The organism is Sulfitobacter sp. AS92, from assembly GCF_038900015.1.
Taxonomy (GTDB): domain Bacteria; phylum Pseudomonadota; class Alphaproteobacteria; order Rhodobacterales; family Rhodobacteraceae; genus Sulfitobacter.
Genome location: NZ_JBBMQL010000001.1, coordinates 149,619 through 170,734 on the forward strand (window position 1 = coordinate 149,619; position 21,116 = coordinate 170,734).

A 21,116-nucleotide genomic window follows, 5' to 3' on the forward strand; every position below is an offset into this window, starting at 1 on the left:
GGAACATCGCGCTCTCGCGAATGTGAGCGGAACAGGCCGCTGCGGGCATCGTTGGTCCAACAGAAATCATAAAGGAGAAAGCAATGACCGACATTAACAATGCAAAGATCCTGATCCTCGCAACCGACGGGTTCGAGCAGTCCGAACTGGAAAAGCCCCTGAACGACCTTCGTGCACGCGGTGCAACCGTCCATGTGGCCACCCCCGACGGGAATGGCATCAAGGGCTGGGACGAAGACGATTGGGGCGACACCACCCCAGCCGATCTGGCGCTGAAAGACGTAGTGGTGGATGACTACCACGGCATCGTTCTACCCGGCGGCCAGATCAACCCCGACCTGCTGCGCGCTAACAAAGACGCCGTGGCGCTGATCCGTAAGTTCCATGACAGCGGCAAGACCGTCGCCGCGATTTGCCATGCGCCGTGGCTGCTGATTGAGGCAGGCATTATCAAGGGCCGCAAGGCAACCTGCTTTAGCTCAATCGCCACTGATGTGAAAAACGCCGGTGCGCATTATGAAGACAGCGAAGTGGTCGCCGACCAAGGCATCGTCACCAGCCGCTCGCCCGAAGATCTGGATGCATTCGTCGCCAAGATCGTCGAAGAGATCGAAGAAGGCAAACACGACCGCAAGGCTGCATAAACCACGTTCTACGATCTACGATTACCCCCGGTCTCTTGGCCGGGGGTTTTTCATGCGCGGCCCAAGGTAACGCCGAGTTCCGCCAGCACCGCATCGGTATCTGCGCCGATAGCACGCGGTGGGCTGGGCATGGTTGGTGCGCCTAACCCAAAGCGCGGCGCGTGGCCCGATTGCAGCACGCCATCCATGCGCAGCACATTGCCCCGCGCCGCCATCTGAGGATGATCCGGCACCTCGGAAAAACTTAGCACCGGGGCAACACAGGCGTCGGACCCGTCAAAATGCGCGGCCCAGTCGTCGCGGCTGCGCGTGGCAAATATCGCGGCGAATTCAACGGTCCGCGCGGGCCATGTGGCGGTGTCGTTTTGGGTGGCCGCATACTCTGCGGGCAGGTCCAACTTTTCTAAGAGGATGGCATAGAACTGAGGCTCTAACGCGCCCACAGCGATGAATTTCCCATCCGCACAGGTATAGCATCGATAGAAAGGCGCGGCCCCGTCCAGCCAATTTGCGGCGCGCTCTTCCGTCCATTTGTTTTGAGCTAACATACCGTGGATCAGCCCCATCATCGCAGGCACGCCATCGACCATAGCTGCATCAACGACCTGACCTTTGCCAGTCACGCTGCGCTCGATCACTGCCGAGAGGATACCGAACAGCAAGAACATCGTCCCGCCGCCATAATCTGCAACCATATTCAGCGGCGGCACAGGGGGCGCATCCGCGCTGCCCATGGCGTGTAAAGCCCCTGTTAGAGCCAGATAGTTGATGTCATGCCCCGCCGTTTGCGCCCATGGGCCAGTCTGGCCCCAGCCGGTCATGCGGCCATAGATCAGCTTCCCAGGGCAATTCTCAGGTCCGAGGCCCAAACGCTCCATCACACCGGGGCGGAACCCTTCGATCAACACATCGGCAGAAGCGACCAGTGCCTGCGCCGCCGCGATGCCTTCGGGGGATTTTAGGTTCAACACCACCGAACGCTTACCACGCCGGTTGATGTCCGCAGGGTCTGCCGGGGCGGCTTTGCGGTCGACCGTAATGACATCCGCCCCAAGATCGGCCAACAGCTGCCCGGCAAGCGGCGCGGGTCCTAGCCCCGAGAACTCCACCACCCGCAGGGAAGCAAGTGGACCTTTCCGTTCCGTCCCGCTCATGCAGCCCCCGGCACCAGCACTTGCCGCGCACCTTCGGTGAAATCAGACAGCGACAGCGCCCAAGTCGTACCGGGCCAACGCAGTTCCATCTGCCGCTTTCGCGGTCGGTAAACAGCGGTATAGAGCGTGCCAAACCCCGCATTAAACGCCGTGGAATAAAGCGGCGGCTTCAAAAACGCGCCGATAAATTTCTCTTCCGGGTCACGGTGCAGCCGCAGTCGCTGCAAAAGATAGCGTTCACGCTCAACGGTGGCTGTAAACCGTGCATGGCTGATCCACTCGACGCTTTCTTGATGGTTCGTCGCCACGGCCGCGCGGGTGATGACCGCCGGGCGGTCAGGGGCCATCATCGCAGTCAGATAGTTGCGTTTCCGGTCCAGAACAGTGACATTATAGCTCATATGCGTCGGCACGCGCGACAGCACTTCGCCCGCCTCCTGCGCAGTTTTGCAGGTTTGCAGCACATAGCGCAGGATCAGCGGCACGCCGAACCCCTCGCCCACCACGCGCCGCCCGCCAAAGGTCAGCGAGATTGACAGCCCCGCGTCATTCACCCCGTCGACCAGACCCCAAAGCCCGTCTGAGGTGCCCATCACCTGCCGTCCTTGCCACCCGGTGCGCAGCACCATCGCATCAAAGGCATTGGGGTTATAATCGTAGTTGCGCACCATGACCGGCTCTTTCCCGGCCCAGATCGCTTGGGAGCAGGCCGAGAGATAGGGCGGCGGGCAATAGAAGCTAAGGAACCGCGCGGCATGATCGCCGCCGCCCGCGAGGGTGCAAAGCTCGTCATAAAGCGGCACCATTTCCGGCATGTGTTTGGCCAAGGCGCGGCGGCATTGGGCGTAGGTGGGGCGCGCGGCCTCACCCTCCTTCAGCCACCACGCATGGTAGTCGGGCCAATAGGCCGCGAAGAGTCCGGCCCACTTGGGGCCGGGCTGGTCTTCGGACAGTGCGCGCCAGTACATCGCGGCCTTTCATTTCGTTACAGGATCTTGAACGCCGGATCAGAAAACTCCGGTCCGGCAGAAGCGGAGGGGATGGGTTTACCGTCCACCGCACGTTTGATCCCGTGGATCCACTTTTTCGCGCGCTCATTCAACTGGAAAGACTTGGTCATCGATCGACCCCGCGTCACGAGGATGCCAATGTCGGCCCCTTCATAGCGATAATTGCCCGGTTGCAGGATGCGCAGGAAGAAGGCTTCGTTCTCTGATTCAACCGCACGGCGGTGATAATCGAAGCGGTCAAAGACCACGCTGCCGTCTTCCTTCATCTTATAAATGCCAGTCTCGGGCGCATCGGTGCAGATATCGACGCTGTCGTCGGTGTGCTTGATAACCATCTGGCTCCACCCGTCGATCATCTCAGGGTCGGCCCAGCGGGCGTTCAGTTCATCCACATCCAGATCGAATTTTTTGCGGCTGAACTCCAATAGGTGGAACAGGAACAGCGGCGCATCGGCATGTGCGAAGGCGGCGTGGTTGGTCATCGACGACGCGCCCGTGATGCGTGGGTTCAACTCACCCAGCCACAGGTCGCCGGTTTTCTTGTCGATCAAGAAATCCAACTCAAAATAACCGCGATACCCTTCTTTGCGCAGTTGCTCCCCAAACTTGAAGGTAAGGTCGCGCGCCTTTTCGCGCACTTTTGGCGGGAATGCGGTCGCGAGGATTTCGTTGCCACACCATCCGCCACGATAGGGCGTCAGTTCCTTGAACCCCACCAGCTCAGTCATCAACGGGCCAACAATGGTGCCTTCCTTGGTGGCGCAGGCCTCAATCGCTGCCCCACGGCAGTCGATCCGCTTCATGATCTTGATCTCACCCTCGCCGATGATCTCGCTCTCATGGCGGCGGAAGTCGGCTTCGGATTTGATGAAGAACGTCGTGTGCCCACTGTCGCCATAGGCCGATTGCAGCACCAGATCATTGCCAATACCGGCCTTCTCGCAGGTCTTTTTCAGGTCTTCGTAGGATTTCACCTCGGCCAGAACGTTCGGCACCGACGGCACGCCTGCCTTGTTGCCGATGCGAACGGTTTCGATCTTGTTGTCCATCGACTGACGCAGCTTGGCCTTGGGGAACCAGACATCTGCGCCGAGTTCTTTCGAGAGACGCTCAGTCTCCTCGTCGAACATCAGAAAGACAAACTTGGGCTTGCCGCCACGGCGCTTGATGAAGTCGATGACCTCTTTGTGCTGAAGCAGATAGTTGTTGATGTCCTCAATGCTCTGGAATTCCGCATGAGGCTGCTCCGAGGGGCAGAAGACGTTGGGATGCTTGCCGCCGTAGCAATCGATGTAGCAGATGTATTTGAAGTTCTTCACCCACTCATCCAACCCCAACAGGTTAAAGTTGGTGGCCGAGATGAAATAGACAGGGTCTTCGTTTCGGTGAAAGAACCGGCGGATTTCAGAGATATTTTTAAGTACTGTTGCCATGTGGTTGGTCCTTTTGGTCAAACGGGTGAAGAAGAAAGGTCTTTGCTGCGGACACGGTTAAGCGCATCGGTGGTAAAAACGCGCAGGCCCAGATCGGGCCGGTATCCGTGGATCTCGCTCACGTCCAAGGCGCGCATGAAATCGAGAATTTCCTGACTGACGACCTGTCCGGGGACAAGGATCGGGAAGCCGGGCGGATAGGGGATGATGAAACTGGCCGAGACAACGGTCTCGCCCGCATCCATCGCCTCTTGCAGGGTGCCGTTCAGGTCGAGGTAGTCACAGTTCTTCTCATCATAGGCGAGGAAGAACGGCGTGCGAATGTCGCCCTCGGGCGTGTCGTTGGCGCGGAAAGCATCGTGGAATTTGCTGAAGTCCGGCAGCGGTGGGTAGTTCTCCATCAGGTTGGTGACGCGGCGGTCGAACGACAGGCGCTCCATCCGGCTGGCGTCATCCAGCAGATCGTCGAGCGATCTGGCGATCTCGACCAGCACTTCGATCAGATAGGCGACGGACGACCGCGTGGTGCCGATGTTGGTCATGAACAACACGGTATTACGTGAGGTCTTGTTGATCTGGATGCCGTATTTATCCATCAAGATCTGTGTCTTGAAGGTATCGCCATCCCAACCTGTGCCGCCTACGGCAAGGGTCACACGGGTGGCGTCGAGCACAAACTCATCCTGCTCCCAACAATCCCACATGTCGGTCCAGCCCTGTTCGGTATCGTAATAGCTGGTGACCCCGCTTTCGCGATGGGTCTCGGGGATCATGTCCCCGGCGGTCAGTACCTTGAAATATTTGCGCAGCAACGGGTGGTCATTGATCGCACGCCGCATGGAAAGCGCGGCTTCGACCTGCCGTTGGACAAACTCGAACCCCTCCAGTTCGACCTGTCGGCGGCCCACATCGAGCGAGGCGATGATCTGGTAGTTCGGTGAGGTCGAGGTGTGGGTCATGTAAGCTTCGTGGAAGCTCTGCTCCACTTCGCCTTTGAAGTCTTGATCGTTGACGTGGATCATCGACCCTTGGCGCAACGACGTCAGCGTTTTGTGGGTCGATTGCGTGGCATAGGCCCGCACCCGCGCGTGCGGCGGTGGGATCAGCCGGGTGCTCAGCAGGGTCTCGTCGTCCGCGTCTTTCAGCGTCTTTTGCTGTGCCTCATAGGCGTTAGCATGGGCGTCAGACTTGAACTTTTCGCGCAGGGTGTTGGCCGCATTCATCGCCGTGCGCTGGCGATATGTGGGACTAAACCGGGCGAAAGCGAACCATGCCTCGTCCCAAAGGAAGATGAGGTCAGGCTTGATGGCCAGACATTCCTGCATTACCCGCTCAACATTATAGACCAGCCCGTCAAAGGTGCAGTTGGTCAGAAGCAGCATTCGCACACGGTCAAGCTTGCCAGCGGCCTTCAGCTCCAGCAACCGTTCCTTGATCTCGCGCAGTGGCACCGCGCCATACATCGAGTATTCATTCAGCGGATAGCTGTCGAGGTAGCTGACCTGTGCCCCTGCCAGCACCATGCCGTAGTGGTGCGACTTGTGGCAGTCACGGTCCACCAGCACGATGTCACCGGGCCGCACCAGCGCCTGCACGACGATCTTGTTGCAGGTCGAGGTGCCGTTGGTGGCGAAAAACGTCTGCTTAGAGCCGAAAGCGCGGCTGGCCAGTTCCTGCGCCTCTTTTATCGGGCCATGCGGTTCCAGCAAACTATCCAGCCCACCCGAGGTGGCCGAGGTCTCTGCTAGGAAGATGTTAGGGCCGTAAAACGCTCCCATATCCTGAATCCAATGGCTGCGGGTGATCGACTTGCCGCGGCTGATCGGCATGGCGTGGAAAACACCGGTGGGCTGTTTGGAATACTCCACCAACGCGGTGAAGAAGGGCGATTTGTTGCGCGCCTGCACCCCGCGCAGGATGTTGAGATGCAACTCCATGAAGTCTTCTTGGTTATAGAAAACCCGTCGGCATATGCCGAGATCAAGCCCGGCGATGTCTTCGACTGAGCGTTCGGTGACCAGATAGGCATCCAACTCAGGCCGCACTTTGGCAATCATCCGGCAAAGCTCAGGGCCGTAGCTTTCCGGCTCCAACGCGTCGATCTCATCTTGCCCCCCCGCGCGAGCGAGATAGCGGGTCAGGATCTGCTGATCCACCTTAGACTTCAGAGTCAGACCGGGCCGCACCACGATCGCTTGAATGTTGTGGTTGAACATCACCGCAATCAGCGCGTCCTCAAGGCTGGGCACCACGACCGCCTCATAGATGAACGGGTCTTCGGTGCGGCGCATGCGGGTGACATTGCTGCGCAGCCAGCGCTCTTGCTGTTCGCTCACACTATCAACGATCAGCACTTCGAAATAGGGCTTTGCCAGCGCCCGCGCCTCGGGCGGCAGCATCGCCTCATCGTCGTGCTCGTCTTGATCCAGACTATCACGCTCCAGCGGGATCGTGCGGCGGCGATAGGCACCCGTGGTCAGTGCGCGGGTCACGCGGTTCACCGCAAAAGCCAGATCGTCGAAATTACCATGCGCGAATTGGCGGCGCATGTGGTCAAAGGCGGACATGCCCGGAAAGGCCCAATAGGGCTCGATCAGGGCCAGCGAGTCGAACAGCGCTTCAATTTCCTTACGGACCTGCGACGCGCCTTTCGCTTTGGGATCGCGCGACATGGCGGTGGCAGCGGCGCGCAGGGCGCTCCACCGATCCGACCTTAGTTGAATGGCCGAGGAATAGTCGTTCATAGAATGCATCAGTCGTCCTCTGCTGGAGGGCCGACCGATGCATCAGGTAGCGCTTTGCGCGAACCTCGCCCCGGCCTAGCCGCTGGTATTATCGTTCTGCCCAATTGTTCCGGGCATTGTCTCTGGGTCGGGCATGGCCGCAGCGGGTGCCGCGGGTGCCGGTGCTTGTGCCACTTCTGTCGCGGTGCCAGCGGTGGGGCTGGCAAGCGGCTCAGGCGGGAAACCGTTCTTGCCTTTGTAGGTTGGAATCTCGGCAGGCACCTGTTGGGCCGGCACATCGACATGCAGCCCTGCGCGGTTGCCCTGCTGTGGGATCTCAAGCGGGCCGAGGGTATGCAGGAACGCATCCGCGCCACTTTCGCGGTCATAGACAGGGAAATCTGTCGGGCGATCGCGGAAGGATTTGAGCAGCTGGCCCAAGCCCTTCATGCCCGTCTCGCGCTGGCGGCGCACCATGTTGAGATCGATCTCAATCGGGAACATGTCTTCTTGGCCCGCCGACTGGTGCAGCACCATTGAGGTCGGATCGACCACGCAGGACTTGCCCACACCGCCCGCGCCAAGGCCGTTCACGTCGAAAATGTAGCACTGGAACTGCGCTGCCGTTGCCCGCGCGATGGCAAGTTCCGCGTCGCGGTCGGTGGTGCCGGTCAGGACGGGGTGCAACAGTACTTCGACCCCCTGAGAGGTCAGCTGGCGCGTCGTCTCGGGGAACCACATGTCATAGCAAATCGACAAACCAAAGCGGCCCACTTCAGGCACGTCGAAGATGCAGAACTCATTGCCCGCCGCGATCCCGGCTTCATAAGGCCGGAATGGGAACATCTTGGCATAGCGCCGGATCACTTCACCTTCGGGGTTGATCACCACCGACGTATTGTAAACGCGCCCGTCTTCGGGGTGCTTAAGGAACATCGAGCCGGGGATCAGCCAGATCCGGTGGCGCAATGCGGCGGCCTGAAATTGTTCAATCGTCTCGTTCTCAGGCGGTAGAGCAAAGCGGTCAAGCGGGCCGAAAGGCGCCAGTTCAGAGAACAACACCATCTGCGTCCAAGGGAACCGCGCCATCAGGATGTCGAGCCGCTGGATCATGCCCTCGACATTGGGCTGCAAGGCATTGACGTACATCTGCACGCCGGCAATCGCGAAAGGGGTCATGCGTAATTACTCCGACCAACGCGGCGCAATGGACCATTTCCTTGCCTATCTCCGCGAAGCACCTGTCTTACGCCCTCACGACCAGAACGGAAACAGGTGAACGGCGCACAATGCGGTCTGCGTTAGACCCAACAAGGAACTCGCGCAGGCTGTCAGGGTGCTCAGATCCCATAACAACCAGATCAGCGTTTGATTTCTTTATCGTTTTCAGCGCTTCGCGGTGGATCTTGCCGAACTTTAGGTGCTGCTTCACCTTTACGTCATCAGGCACTTCACGCTCGACTAACTTTTCAAGCGCCTTGGCCGCGCGGCCTGTGGCCTGTTTTTCGTAATCAGCGGGGAAAAACCCCTCGACCAGCGGCGTGCCCATATCCGGCACGACCGAAAGGATGTGCAGCGTGCCCTTGGACAAGCGGATCATGTCTATCGCCTGCGGCAACGCTTTCTCCCATGATTTTGGGTCACTCAGGTCAACTGTCAGTAGGATATTATCGAACATAGCGTACCCTCCTCAGGCTGTCGCGGGCTTGCGCGTTTCGCGCGCGGCACGGCCCCGTTGCAGGAAGACAACCAGCGCCAACAGCAATAGCGCAGGGATGAACATCCAGTACTTGCTGGGCTGAGGCACGGGTTTCAGGACACGCAGCACCTCTTGGTCCCAATCAAGCCCAGCCGATTGGGCGGGGCTGTCGTAGATCACATCATCGATGATCATCTTGTCACCATCCTCGCGGAACACCAGACCAGACGCTTCGAGTTTCTCGGCCCCCGTCTCTCCCGCGCCGATGGGCAGGAGCGCCACGAATTCCAGCGGATCGCCCAGATCATTCACGCCCGACACCCGCAGTCGCAGCCGTTCTCCCGCAGGGGTTTCCTCAGCCGCCTGAACGATCTCCGTCGGGGCTTCTTCGCTATAGGGCGGATAGACCATGTCCATCCAGAACCCCGGACGGAACAGGGTAAAGGCGATAAGCAACAGCGCGATAGACTCATAGAATCGGTTGCGGGCCAAAAACCAACCCTGGGTCGCAGCAGCAAAGAGCAGCATGGCCACCGTCGCCACGACAAAGATGAACAGCCCCTGCCCCCATGTCACACCAATCAGCAGCAATTCTGTGTTGAAGATAAACAAGAACGGCAGCGCCGCAGTGCGCAGGGAATAGAAGAAGGCAACCAAGCCGGTGCGGATCGGATCACCGCCCGAAACAGCGGCGGCGGCGAAGCTCGCCAAACCCACCGGCGGGGTCACATCGGCCATGATGCCAAAGTAGAACACAAAGAGGTGCACGGCGATCAGCGGCACGATCAGCCCGTTCTGCTGGCCCAGCGTGACGATGACCGGCGCCAACAGCGCCGAGACGACGATATAGTTCGCCGTGGTCGGCAAGCCCATGCCAAGGATCAGCGACAGCACCGCCGTCAGAAAGAGGATCGCGAGGATATTGCCGCCCGAGAGCACCTCGACCACATCCGCCAGCGCCGAGCCGACGCCTGTCTGGCTGACCGCGCCCACGATGATACCCGCCGTCGCCGTGGCGATACCGATACCGATCATATTGCGCGCGCCGGTGACCAACCCGTCGATCAAATCGAAAACACCCGCTTTCACGTCGTTCACAAACTGGCTTTCGCCGCGGAACATTGCCATCAATGGGCGCTGCGTCAGCAAGATGAAGATCATGTAAGACGCCGCCCAGAATGCCGAGAGGCCGGGCGACAGGCGATCAACCATCAGCGCCCAAACCAGAACGACCACGGGCAGGATAAAGTGCAGACCAGAGCGCGCCGTCGGGCCGGGCATCGGCAGCGATGTCACTTCTGCGTTGGGATCATCCAGCTTCAGCGGTTCTTCCTTACTCGCTACATAAAGCAGACCAGCATAGACCGCGGTGAGGAAGACAAAGATGATGTAGCCTGCAGTCTCAGGGAAGGCAGGGCGGATCCAGCCCATCAGGTAATAGACCGCAAAGGACAGCGCGCAGATGGCGATGATCGCAAAGGCGATACCGATCAGCTGCTGCACCAGCGGCTTCGGCGTATAAGCGCGGGGCAGACCCTGCATCCCGGCCTTCATCGCCTCAAGGTGCACGATATAGACCAGCGCGATGTAGGAGATTACCGCCGGTAGGAAGGCGTGTTTGACCACGTCGAAATAGGGAATGCCGACATATTCGACCATGAGGAAGGCCGCAGCGCCCATCACGGGCGGCATGATCTGTCCGTTGACCGAAGAAGCCACCTCAACCGCGCCCGCTTTTTCGGCGCTAAAGCCCACTTTCTTCATCAACGGAATGGTGAACGTGCCGGTGGTTACCACGTTGGCGATGGAGGAGCCGGAAATCAGGCCGGTCATAGCCGATGCCACAACAGCCGCTTTCGCCGGGCCGCCGCGCATGTGACCCATGAGGCTGAACGCCACCTGAATGAAATAGTTGCCCGCGCCCGCACGGTCCAAAAGTGAACCGAACAGCACGAAGAGGAATACGAAGGAGGTCGAAACCCCAAGCGCGATGCCGAAGACGCCTTCGGTGGTGATCCACTGGTGGTTCACGATCTCCGACAGGCTGTTGCCCTTGTGGGCGATGATGCTGGGCATAGAAGGGCCAAGCACGGTGTAGAAAAGAAAGATGCTCGCCACGATCATCAACGCGGGCCCAAGCGCGCGGCGGGTGGCTTCGAGCAGGATTAACAGTCCGGTAACACCTGCGATATAGTCTGGCAGGATCGGCGCGCCGACGCGGTTGGCGATTTCGCGGTAGAAGATAAAGAGATAAAGCGCACAAAAGGTGCCAACGACCGCCAATGCCCATTCCCAGATCGGAATGCGGTTTTTGGGGGAGCCAAGGAGCACTGTGGCAATGACAAAGGCTGCTGGGATCGGGATCCACCAGATGGCAGTCGAATCTTTGGTGCTGACCATAAAGAGCGCGGCAAGAACAGCAGGAACGATAACGCCAAGCGCCACCTGAAAACTGGTGCGCGTGGCCGGGAAAACCATAATGCCGAGGAATATGGCAAAGCCTAAATGAATTGAGCGGGCCAGCGTGTCGTTGAAAAGCCCAATGGGCGAGGCGATATAAAGCTGAAACAGCGACCATGCCAACGCCACGAGCAGGAGCAAGGTGCCCATCAGCCCGCTGACAGTGCGACCACCCGTGTCAGAAGAAGCGACAAGCTCGTCCAGTTCCGACTGGCTTAATCCGCCTCGGTCACCGGTCGCAGCGGTCTCAACGGCTGCAGCCTTTTGCTGGTCCTTCTCAGACATATCGTCCCCCTGTCGGCCCCACCTTAGGATGGGTGCGCATATTGTTATTTTTCGGGTCTCTGACGGCAGCGTACCGCCGCCAGAGCTATCATGTCACGCGGAGATTACTCAATCCAGCCTTGCTCTTTGTAATACTTCTCTGCACCGGGGTGCAGCGGAGCAGACAGACCGCCCGAGATCATCTCTTCTTGGGTCAGGTTCTCAAACGCCGGGTGCAGGCGCTTGAAACGGTCGAAGTTGTCGAACACGGCCTTAACGACCTGATAGACAACATCGTCATCCACATCGGCGGAGGTCACGAACGTCGCTTTCACGCCAAAAGTTTTGATGTCGCTGTCTGTGCCCTTGTACATACCGCCCGGCACGGTGGCCTCGGCGTAGTAAGGGTTATTGTCGATCAGACCTTGGATCGCGTCACCTTCAACAGGGATCAGCTTGGCGTCGATGGTCGATACGGCTTCTTGGATGGAGCCGTTCGGGTGGCCCACGGTATAGATGATCGCATCCACTTTGTTGTCGCCCAGTGCAGCGGCTTGCTCAGCAGGCTTCAGCTCGGAGGCCAGTGCGAAATCGTCCAGCGTCCAGCCCTTGGCGTCCATCACGACTTCCATGGTGGCGCGCTGACCGGAACCGGGGTTGCCGATGTTGACGCGCTTGCCTTTGAGGTCGTCGAAGGACTCGATGCCGCTGTCGGCACGGGCGATCACGTTGAACGGCTCACCGTGCACGGAGAAGACCGCGCGCAGGTTGTCGAACTTGTCGCCTTCGAACTGCGACGAGCCATTGTAGGCGTGGAACTGCCAGTCGGACTGGGCAACGCCCATGTCCATGTCGCCCGCTTTGATCGCGTTGATGTTGGCGATCGACCCGCCGGTCGACGGCGCGGTGCACTTGAGGTTGTGATCCGCGGTACCGCGGTTCACCAGACGGCAGATCGACTGACCAACGACGAAGTAAACGCCTGTCTGGCCACCGGTGCCGATGGTGATGAACTTTTCCTGAGCCATGGCCGCAGAGCCGGCCACCATGGCACCGGTCATCGCGAGCATTTTGAACATTTTCATAAGATGTCTCCCATTGTTATATTGGCGGACCACCCTTTAGGCGGACGCCATTGCATGCACAAGTAGAGCGCCGCAGCCTTCAGGCAACTGACCGGGCTAGGAAATTCCGCTTTACAATCAAGGCGTGACGTCAGTTATGCCCTTAATGCGGGAATCCCCCCGGTTAGAGTAGGTCGTATTGCGTTTTCGATCAATCCGGGGCCGCGGCGACGCTGCAAACATCGCAGGATTGGCTAGGATATCTGTGTGCTGAGATCGGGCAGAACTGGTGCGGCAGCGATGAGCGACTGGGTATAAGCGTGCTGCGGGGCGTCGAAGACCTGCGCGGTATCACCCGCCTCTACGATCTTGCCAGACTGCATCACCAGCACCCGATCCGTCACGCTGCGCACGACCGACAGATCATGTGAGATGAAAAGATAGCTTAGGTCATAATGGCTGCACAGGGCTGCCAGCAGATCGAGGATCTGCGCGCGCACCGACACATCTAATGCGCTTACGGCTTCATCGAAAAGGATCAACTCAGGTCGGATGATCAGCGCGCGGGCGATGGCGATACGCTGACGCTGACCACCAGAGAACTCGTGGATATATTTGCGCGCATCCGCAGGGCGTAGGCCAACAGCGGTCAGCGCCTCGTCAATCGCGCGGGTCCGTTCTGCCCCCTGTGGCGGGGTGTCGAGCAGATGAAAAGGCTCTGTCACCAGACGGTCAACCCGGTGGCGCGGATTGAAGCTGCCGAAGGGGTCTTGGAACACCACCTGCATTTTGCGCCGCACGGCGAGGTTCGGTTTCGTACCGGCAAAGACGGGCTGGCCATCAACGGTAATGCTGCCCTCCTGAACCGGCTCCAGACCCAAAATCGCCCGTGTCAGGGTCGATTTCCCGCAACCGGATTCGCCTACCAGCCCCAAACGCTCCCCCCGGTGCAGGGTAAAGTTGAGGTCGTCCACCGCGCGGAACGTGCCGGGCGCACCAAACAGCGTTTTGCGCGGCAGATGGTAATCGCGGCACACGCCTTTAACCTCCAGCAGCGGCACAGGCGCAGGCGGTTCAGGCAGATTAACCTCATGGCGGGAGGCTTCGAAAAGCATTTTGGTATAGGGGTGACGCATGTCACGCAGTAGGCTCTGAGTCTCTCCCTGCTCGACGATCTGACCCTTGCGCATGACGATGATCCGGTCGGCCATATCGGCCACAACGGCAAGATCGTGGGTGATCATCAACAGGCCCATCCCGTCTTCCCGCGCCAGACGGGTCAGCAGGGCGAGGATCTGTGCCTGCGTGGTGACATCCAATGCCGTGGTCGGTTCATCCGCGATCAGCAGACGGGGGCGCAGGGCGATGGCGATAGCGATCACCACGCGCTGGCGTTGCCCACCACTCAGCTCATGCGGGTAGCGCGACAGGGGGAAACGGTCTTGTGACAGTCCTACACGGGACAGTGTTTCGGCAGCGCGGGCCTCGGCCTCGGCACGCGACACGCGCGGCTCATGTACGCGGATGGTTTCGGCCACCTGGCGGCCAATAGTCTGCACCGGGTTTAGCGCGGTCATCGGCTCTTGGAACACCATGCCGATGTCATTGCCGCGCACCCCGCAAAGAGCGGCTTCGCTCATCTGGGTCAGATCATCATCGCCCAGCATCAGATGGCCGGTGGTCTTGGCGCCCTTGGGCAACAGTTGCATCGCCGCCAGCGCAGTCATCGACTTGCCCGAACCGCTTTCCCCGGTCACGGCCACGATTTCACCCGGCGCGACCGAGAAGGTGACACCGTCAAGGATATGCAGACCGTGGATCGACAACGACAGGTTCGAGATATTCAAAAGCGTCATGTACGTGCCACCCGCAGACGCGGGTCCAGCATGTCCCGCAGCCCGTCGCCCATCAAATTCAGCCCCAGCACTGTCAGGATGATCGCAAAACCCGGCATCAGGGCCATATGCGGCGCGATGCTGACCATGGTTTGTGCATCCGCCAGCATCCGCCCCCAAGATGGCACCGGGGGTTGCGCGCCAAGGCCAACATAGCTCAGCCCCGCTTCGGCAAGGATGCCGAGAGAGAATTGGATTGTGCCCTGTACGATCAACAGATTGGCAACGTTGGGCAGGATATGCTCTGCCGAGATACGGGCAGCAGACTTGCCTGCGACCCGCGCGGCAAGGATGAACTCCCGTTGCCAAAGCGACAGCGCGGCACCACGGGTGATGCGGGCAAAGACGGGGATATTGAAGATGCCGATGGCGATGATTGCGTTGATCGCTCCGGCACCAAAAACCGCAGTGATCAAAATAGCGATAACGATGGCCGGAAAGGCAAAGACCAGATCATTGCCGCGCATGATGACCTCATCCACAAGACTCCCACGCCGCGCAGCCGCCCAAAGGCCCAGCGGCACGCCTGCACCCATGCCAATGCCCACCGCCACCAGCGCCACGGCGATAGAGGTCCGCGCGCCGACCATGATCATGCTGAGGATGTCGCGGCCGAGGTGATCGGTGCCCATGGGATGCGCCAATGAAGGGCTGTGCAGTTTGTTAGCGATGTCGAGCCCGGCATAGTCAAAGGGCGTCCAGACAAAGGAAACCAGCGCCGCCAATAGAAAGACCGAAGTCAACGCAGCACCAAGGATCAAGTTGCGGTTCATGTGCGCGCCCTCAGCCGAGGATCGACGGCGGCATAGGCCAGATCGACAAGGAAGTTCACCAAGATAACCGAGAAGACCAAGAGCATCACCACCGACTCGACCACGATCAAATCCCGCGCAGAGATTGACTGGAACACCAGCCGCCCGAGGCCGGGTAGGTAGAAAACCTGCTCAATGATGATCGACCCGGCCAGCAGGAAGGAGAACTGCAAGCCGATGATCGTCAGCACCGGGATCAACGCATTGCGCAGCCCGTGCCGCCAAAGCGCCTGCCGCGCGGTCAGCCCCTTGGCCCGCGCGGTGCGCATGAAATCTTCGCCCATCACATCCAATAGGGCTGAGCGCATGACCCGCGCAAGGATCGCCGCCTGCGGCAAGGCCAGCGCAATGGCGGGAAGGGTCAGCGCGTGCAGCCCGGCGATAAGCCCCTTGTCCCAGCCGACGAAGCCGCCCGCCGAAAACCAGCGCAGGTTGATCGAAAAAATTAGCACAAGGATCATGGCGAACCAAAAGTTTGGCACCGCCACGCCCAATTGCGTCGCGCCCATTACCCCGATGTCGCCTGCCCGCTCTCGGCGTGACGCGGCATAGATGCCCGCGGGGAAAGCCACGACGACGGAAAGCGTCAGCGCATAAAGCGCCAGAGGCACCGAAACCCACAACCGGTCGCCGATCATTTCGGTCACCGGGGTGCGATAGGTGTAAGAGGTGCCGAAATCTCCCTGCAACATCCCGCCGACCCATTCGAGGTAACGCTCTGGCCGCGATTGATCGAGGCCAAGTTCGCTGCGCAGGGCGGCCAATGTCTCAGGCTGGGCATTCAGACCCAACATAAAGGAGGCCGGGTCGCCGGGGGCGACCTCAATAACCATAAAAATCACCAGCGACGCGACAGCGAGACTGATGAGCAGGGAGAGAAATCTTTTCAACGCATAGCGCAACATAGCGCGGAGGTTAGGCGGCGCAGTCGGGAGGGTCCAGAGCCCGCGCGCAGTTTCGCTTTGGCAAAGATGAAAAACGCTGAAATTCTAAGGACTGCGCTGATAGAGCCGCACGCTAAGGGAAAAAACGCATGTCGGACAGCCGTATGGAGACCCAGCACGCTAAGTTACCGCAGATTCTTGTCATGCGCTGGAACCATATCCGCTATGCGGGGTTGTCTTCGGGAGAACAGAGAAAAACTGGAGATTAAAATGAAAACGACTTTGAAAACACTTGCGATCGCCGGCCTTCTGGGCACCGTTTCTGCACCCGCTTTTGCCGCTGCTCACATGGACATGGCCACCATGACATGCGCGCAATATCAAGAACTCAGCGATGAAGATAAAATGGAAGTCGCTTCCATGGCAATCGCCGAGCTTGAAGACGGCGGCCACGGTGGCTCCTTGATCACTGAAACCAAGAATGACGGTACCGAGCCAAGTGACACAACCGCTGCTGAAGCGACAGACGCTGAAGAACGCGAAGACTCCCTGATCGACGACACAAAAGCTGTCGAAGATTCTGAGTCCGCCGACGAAATGGCTGACACCGAAATGCAGCAGGCTATGGAAGACTTCGTTGTCGTCTGTAACCAGAACCCAGGTGCATTGGTAAGCGAAGCCGCAGCTGGCTTGCGCGGCAAAAACTAATAGGTCTTCGTTTTGAATAGAAAGGGCGCGCTTCACAGCGCGCCCTTTTTTCGTTTTGCTTAGGTATCCCCTACATCACTCGGTCCAGCTTACACCACTTAGGTCGGTGGCTTGGGTCGGTGCGTTCACCCACAGACCTTGTACTTCCGCCTTAGCGATGGTTGGAAATGCGAGCTGGAACAGGAACCCGTTCACATAGTCTTCGGCGATGATCTGTTGCGCCTTGGCCAGCATTTCGCTCCGCGCAGCGGGATCGGCGGTTTTATTGAACTCCGAAATCAACGACTGAACTTCGGCATTGTCATACTGGAAGTAGTAATCCGGGTTGGCATAGATGTTGATATCCATCGGCTCGGTGTGGCTCACAATCGACAGACCGAAATCCTTGCCTTTGAATACAGTCTCCAACCACTGCGCCCATTCGACATTGGTAATCTGTGCTTTGATACCCACCTCAGCCAGTTGCGCGGCGATGATCTCGCCTCCTCGACGGGCATAGGACGGGGGCGGCAGGTGCAGGGTCGTCTCAAACCCATCCGGGAACCCAGCTTCGGCCAGCAGCGCTTTGGACTTCTCCGGGTCGTATGCGCTCATCTCGGTCAGATCGGTGTAGTCGGGATTGTGCGGGGCGAAATGTGTGCCGATGGGGGTGCCATATCCAAACATTGCCCCGTCTATAATCGCCTGACGGTCAATTGCATGGGCCACAGCCTCGCGTACTTTCACGTTATCGAACGGCGCCCGTTGGTTGTTGATCGACAGGATCGTTTCGCCCTCAGTCGAACCGATAAGCACCTGAAAGCGCGGGTCTGCTTCAAACTGAGGAATGTTTTCGGGTGCGGGGAAGCCGGCGAAAACATCAACATCTTCGGCCATGACCGAGGCAAAAGCTGCTGTCGGGTCTGAGATGAATTTGAACGTCGCGCTGGCCAATGCAGGCGCGTCGCCCCAATAGTCGTCATAGCGCGACAGGGTGATTTTGTCGCCTTGGCGCCATTCGTCGAACTTAAACGCGCCGGTGCCGACGGGGGTCTGTTTGATTGCCTCAATGGATTCGGGTGCCACGATCACCGCGTCGCCCCATGCCAGGTTGAACAGCAGGTTGCCATTGGGCTCGCTCAACTTGACCTCAACGGTCTGCGGGTCGACGACAGTAACCTCAGAAATCGCGGCATAGAGCGCCTTTTGCGCGTTGGCGCTGTCCTCGGCGTTGATCCGATCAAGGGTGAATTTGACGTCTTCGGCGTCCATCGTGGTGCCGTCGTGAAAAGTCACACCCTTACGCAGCTTGAAGGTATAGGTCAGCCCGTCTTCGGAAATCTCCCAAGATTCGGCTAAGCCCGGTACGACAGAACCATCGCCCATGAACCGGGTCAGCCCTTCGAAAACATTGGTATAAAGCACCGAGTCGATGGCCCCGGCGGCGGCAGAGGTTGGATCAAGGTGTGGTGGCTCTAGCTGCAAGGCGACGGTGATGTCGTCTTTGGCAAGCGCCCCTGTGGCGGCAACAGCCAAAGCCGCAGCGGCCACCCCAGTCAGTAAGCGGTTCAAACGGTTCATGAAGTTCTCCCATATTGGCGTATTTTTCTCAGAGGCTAGCTAAAACCCGCGCGGCGCGCCAGCATTCGTTGCCAAGCGCGCGCGGGAAGGGTATCGCGGGTGCTTTGCACAGGTGGCGCGCGTCAGACCGTCTGTGAAAAAGGCATTAGGAGAACGCCATGGCTACGCTGGGGATCGATTTTGGGACGTCCAATACTGCCGCGGGCATTGCGGTCGATGGGGTTCCGCAACTGATCGCGCTGGAGGCCGAAGCGCAGACGCTGCCGACGGCGGTGTTTTTCGATTTTGAAGCCAAGGAAATGCGCATCGGGGCTGCCGCCTCAGACGCGCTGCTGGCCGGTGCCGAGGGGCGTTATATGCGTGGCCTGAAAAGCTTGCTGGGCACACGGCTGATACGGGAACGGCGGGTGCTTTTGGGCGAACGGCTGGATTTTATCGACATCGTGGCGCGGTTTCTGGCAACGGTAAAGTCACGGGCAGAGGCGGCAACGGGCACGCGCTTTGACGCGGCGCTCTCGGGCCGTCCGGTGCGCTTTCACTCGGCCGACGATGCGCGGGACGCCCAAGCTCTGACAGATCTACGCGAAGCCTATGGCCGGGCCGGGTTTGACCGCGTGGATTTCATGAACGAACCAGAAGCCGCTGCGCTGGCCAATCGTGGGGCGCTGCAACCGGGGGATCTGGGTCTGGTGGTCGATATCGGCGGCGGCACCTCGGATTTCACTCTGTTCCGCCAGCGCGGCAATGATGAGATCGATATTCTGGCCAGCCACGGTATCCGCCTGGGCGGAACCGATTTCGACCGCTGGCTATCGATCGGGCGGGTGATGCCGCAGTTGGGCATGGGCAGCGAAATTCGCCATGCCTTTGGCGATGACACACATCTCGCACCCAATGCCATTTTCAACGATCTGGCAACTTGGGCGAAGATCCCGTTTCTCTATGGTCCTGATACCCGCAAGGCGGCGGCGGAACTGCATAGGTTTGCTGAACATCCCAAACGTTTGGCTCGATTGATCAAAGTGCTCGACGAAGAGCTAGGCCATGACCTCGCCTTTGCCGTCGAGGCGGGTAAAATCCGTGCCAATGGCGCAGGTGCAGAGGGGGACGCGGAACCGGTGATCGACGTGTCGATGCTAAAACCCCGCGCCACGCTTCCGCTGCCGCGCGATTGGATGCGCAAACGGCTTTCCAAGCAGACCGAGAAAATCGGTGCGGCGGCAGAGGCGACATTGGATGACGCAGGTATTGAAGCCGCGGCGGTGGATCGGTTGATCTTCGTTGGCGGGTCGAGCCTGATGGAAGTGGTCGAAGCAGCTCTGCGCGCGCGTTTCCCGCGGGCGGAACTGCACCGGGGGGCGGCGTTGACGGCGATTGTCGAGGGGTTGGCGTTGAGCAGTGCGGGAGACAAACGCGGGTGATCCGCCCGGTTGGGTGTTCGGGATCGGTATTTAAGAAAGGATGAAGATGGCTGGGGCGCCACTGGCCTGGCGGCGCCCGATCTCGATTAGGCTTTGGGAAGTAGGAGCGATTCTAGGGCGGCGGCCATGACTTTGGCGGAATCCACCATATCGTCGATGCCGATGTATTCGTCGGGTTTATGCGCGAGTTCCAGCAGGCCGGGGCCATAGGCGATACAGTTTTTCAGCTTGCCGATCCGATCAATGTGCTTTTGGTCATAAGTGCCGGGCGAGGCGACATATTCCGGCGCTTTGCCCATCACATCTTGGATCGCTTGGGACACCGTTTGCACCACTGGCGCATCGCGGTCGGTCATTGACGGCAGCACCGCGTTTAGCTCGGTCAGCTCATAATCGAAATCCAAGCGGCTGGCGCGCAGCCCTTCAAGTAAGTCGGTCACTTCGCTGCGCACTTGATCCAATGGCTCTTCGGCCAAGAACCGTCGGTCGATCACGATGCGGCAGGAATCCGGTACGCAGTGGGCGGGCAGCCCGTCAAAGTCATCGGCCTGTTCGGCCTGGCCGCCGTGTATCGAGTTGATGTTCATGGTGGAGGACCGGGCCCCTTCGGGGACCACAGGCATGTCCGTGCGGCGGGCGGCCATTGCCGGGAAAAGTTTGTTTTCGAATTCATTCAGGACCGCGCCCATGTGACGCACGGCACAATCACCAAGGAACGGCATGGAGCCGTGGGCGATTTCGCCCTTGGTTTCGATCTCTGCCCACCAGCCGCCGCGGTGGCCAAGGCAGATGCGGTCTTTGTGCAGGGGTTCGGGGATGATGACGTGCTGGACCTTTTCGGGGTTAAAAAAACCTTGTTCCGCTAGATAGGCAACACCGCCATAGCCGCCGGATTCCTCATCGGCGGTGCCGGAGATTTCAATCGCGCCTTCGAAGTCCGGGTGCGTTTCGATAAAGGCTTCGGCGGCGATGATCGACGCGGCCAGACCACCCTTCATGTCACAGGTGCCGCGGCCATAGATTTTACCGTCGGAAATCTCTGCGCCGAAGGGGTCGAAGGTCCAGCCTGCGCCGACCTCTACGACATCGGTATGGCTGTTAAAATGCACGCAATCACCGCCCCGCACACCTTCGCGGCGCGCGATGATGTTCCAGCGAGGGTATTTTTCGCTGTCGCCCGGCGTACCAAAGGCGCGGATCATCTGTGTCTCAAACCCATGGGTCGACAGGCGGCGATCAAGGTATTCGCAAATGGCGCGGTAATCCTGCCCCGGCGGGTTCAACGTCGGGATGCGGATCAGGTCTTGGGTCAGGGCGATCAGGTCGTCGCGCTTGGCCTCAATGGCGGAGGAAGTCTTGCTATTCATGGTTGCATGTTTGAACGC

The 21,116-nt window shown here is 59.4% G+C and carries 16 protein-coding genes; 3 read left to right on the top strand and 13 right to left on the bottom strand.

Features of this window, described 5'->3' with window-relative positions:
* Positions 1–83: 83 nt before the first annotated feature.
* Entirely contained in the window at positions 84–644 is a 561-nt protein-coding gene (locus WNY61_RS00735) for a type 1 glutamine amidotransferase domain-containing protein (protein WP_342849537.1), read from the top strand.
* 50 nt (positions 645–694) lie between these two features.
* On the opposite strand, the gene WNY61_RS00740 is transcribed toward WNY61_RS00735, so the two are convergent.
* From WNY61_RS00740 to WNY61_RS00790, 11 genes are all read right to left on the bottom strand, one after another.
* Positions 695–1,798 carry a CaiB/BaiF CoA-transferase family protein gene (locus WNY61_RS00740; RefSeq protein WP_342849538.1) on the bottom strand — a complete coding sequence of 368 codons (1,104 nt, stop codon included), beginning with the start codon at positions 1,796–1,798 and terminating at the stop codon, positions 695–697.
* A complete protein-coding gene (locus WNY61_RS00745) occupies positions 1,795–2,766 on the bottom strand; it encodes a C45 family peptidase (protein ID WP_342849539.1) in 972 nt (323 codons plus the stop codon). The genes WNY61_RS00740 and WNY61_RS00745 overlap by 4 nt, the downstream gene beginning before the upstream one ends.
* A gap of 17 nt (positions 2,767–2,783) precedes the next feature.
* Positions 2,784–4,241 (bottom strand): biotin carboxylase, encoded by a 1,458-nt coding sequence (locus WNY61_RS00750; RefSeq protein ID WP_342849540.1) that lies wholly within the window; start codon positions 4,239–4,241, stop codon positions 2,784–2,786.
* A gap of 17 nt (positions 4,242–4,258) precedes the next feature.
* Entirely contained in the window at positions 4,259–6,994 is a 2,736-nt protein-coding gene (locus tag WNY61_RS00755) for an aminotransferase class I/II-fold pyridoxal phosphate-dependent enzyme (RefSeq protein WP_342849541.1), read from the bottom strand.
* Between the two features lie 66 nt (positions 6,995–7,060).
* Complete coding sequence (locus WNY61_RS00760; protein ID WP_342849542.1) at positions 7,061–8,143, bottom strand: carbon-nitrogen hydrolase family protein; 1,083 nt, start codon at positions 8,141–8,143, stop codon at positions 7,061–7,063.
* Positions 8,144–8,210: 67 nt separating this feature from the next.
* Complete coding sequence (locus WNY61_RS00765) at positions 8,211–8,642, bottom strand: universal stress protein (RefSeq protein ID WP_243261928.1); 432 nt, start codon at positions 8,640–8,642, stop codon at positions 8,211–8,213.
* Between the two features lie 12 nt (positions 8,643–8,654).
* Complete coding sequence (locus tag WNY61_RS00770) at positions 8,655–11,408, bottom strand: TRAP transporter permease (RefSeq protein ID WP_342849543.1); 2,754 nt, start codon at positions 11,406–11,408, stop codon at positions 8,655–8,657.
* Positions 11,409–11,512: 104 nt separating this feature from the next.
* Positions 11,513–12,472, bottom strand: a complete 960-nt coding sequence (locus WNY61_RS00775) for a TAXI family TRAP transporter solute-binding subunit (RefSeq protein WP_342849544.1) — start codon at positions 12,470–12,472, stop codon at positions 11,513–11,515.
* A gap of 233 nt (positions 12,473–12,705) precedes the next feature.
* On the bottom strand, positions 12,706–14,307 hold the full coding sequence (locus tag WNY61_RS00780; RefSeq protein ID WP_342849546.1) for a dipeptide ABC transporter ATP-binding protein: 1,602 nt from the start codon (positions 14,305–14,307) through the stop codon (positions 12,706–12,708).
* A complete protein-coding gene (locus tag WNY61_RS00785) occupies positions 14,304–15,119 on the bottom strand; it encodes an ABC transporter permease (RefSeq protein WP_342849547.1) in 816 nt (271 codons plus the stop codon). The genes WNY61_RS00780 and WNY61_RS00785 overlap by 4 nt, the downstream gene beginning before the upstream one ends.
* Positions 15,116–16,063 carry an ABC transporter permease gene (locus tag WNY61_RS00790; RefSeq protein ID WP_342849548.1) on the bottom strand — a complete coding sequence of 316 codons (948 nt, stop codon included), beginning with the start codon at positions 16,061–16,063 and terminating at the stop codon, positions 15,116–15,118. The genes WNY61_RS00785 and WNY61_RS00790 overlap by 4 nt, the downstream gene beginning before the upstream one ends.
* A gap of 249 nt (positions 16,064–16,312) precedes the next feature.
* Between WNY61_RS00790 and WNY61_RS00795 the strand changes: the two genes are divergently transcribed.
* Positions 16,313–16,750 (top strand): HdeA/HdeB family chaperone, encoded by a 438-nt coding sequence (locus WNY61_RS00795; protein WP_342849549.1) that lies wholly within the window; start codon positions 16,313–16,315, stop codon positions 16,748–16,750.
* Positions 16,751–16,825: 75 nt separating this feature from the next.
* Here the strand turns inward: WNY61_RS00795 and WNY61_RS00800 are convergent, their stop codons facing one another.
* Positions 16,826–18,310 (bottom strand): ABC transporter substrate-binding protein, encoded by a 1,485-nt coding sequence (locus WNY61_RS00800; RefSeq protein WP_342849550.1) that lies wholly within the window; start codon positions 18,308–18,310, stop codon positions 16,826–16,828.
* A 158-nt stretch (positions 18,311–18,468) separates the two neighbouring features.
* On the opposite strand from WNY61_RS00800, the gene WNY61_RS00805 reads away from it, so the two are divergent.
* Positions 18,469–19,731, top strand: coding sequence for an Hsp70 family protein (locus tag WNY61_RS00805; RefSeq protein WP_342849551.1), 1,263 nt, complete (start codon positions 18,469–18,471; stop codon positions 19,729–19,731).
* Between the two features lie 86 nt (positions 19,732–19,817).
* Here the strand turns inward: WNY61_RS00805 and WNY61_RS00810 are convergent, their stop codons facing one another.
* The gene (locus tag WNY61_RS00810) at positions 19,818–21,098 is read right to left on the bottom strand and encodes an acetylornithine deacetylase/succinyl-diaminopimelate desuccinylase family protein (protein ID WP_342849552.1); all 1,281 of its coding nucleotides are present in this window, start codon (positions 21,096–21,098) and stop codon (positions 19,818–19,820) included.
* Positions 21,099–21,116 lie beyond the last annotated feature (18 nt).